At 42.6% G+C, this 542-nt stretch carries 1 protein-coding gene; it reads left to right on the top strand.

Features of this window, described 5'->3' with window-relative positions; genetic code table 11:
- A partial coding sequence (locus ACTXGO_RS16085) for a hypothetical protein (protein ID WP_443575229.1) occupies nucleotides 1-343 on the top strand: 343 nt, incomplete at its 5' end.
- Nucleotides 344-542: the final 199 nt, after the last annotated feature.

The raw sequence follows: 542 nt of genomic DNA, 5'->3' as shown, positions 1-542 counted from the left end.
CTTGCCAGCGTCTAGCCAGCATTATGCCAATCGGCTTGATTGGTTCTCTGGAGATTGGACAGGTTATCGAACACAAATGCCTATCGATAAAGCCGAAGAGCAAAGCACGCAATTAGTCGTTGATGATCTACGCATGATGGCTGGCGACACGGCTTTCTTTAGTTTTGTGTTAGCGAGTAAGGATAAGCAGGATGCAAAGTGGAAAGCTATGATGCCGATAGACGCGCCTATTGTTAGAGACAAAAACGAGCCAGAAGTATCGCGACTTGAACTCGTAAAGCAAGGGTTTGAAAGAGTGTTTGATGAATCGGTTGTTGATGAGGATTGGGTTTTGGTTGATTGAGGCTGAAGCTGAGGCTGAATTAAGTTAAATTATCGCAATCTCGCGTAGGGTGCGTTCCACACACCATTTAAGAACCAGATTTTGAAGTTAAAAGCATTGTTTTTGAATAATTTTGAAGTAGCAAAATTGACATAGATGATTGTATTCAATCTATCTTTTAATACTGATGCGTTGGTGCGCGGGGCGCACCCTACAAAAA

This window comes from Psychrobacter sp. T6-1 (assembly GCF_052258445.1).
This window is presented reverse-complemented; position numbering and strand designations above follow the sequence as displayed.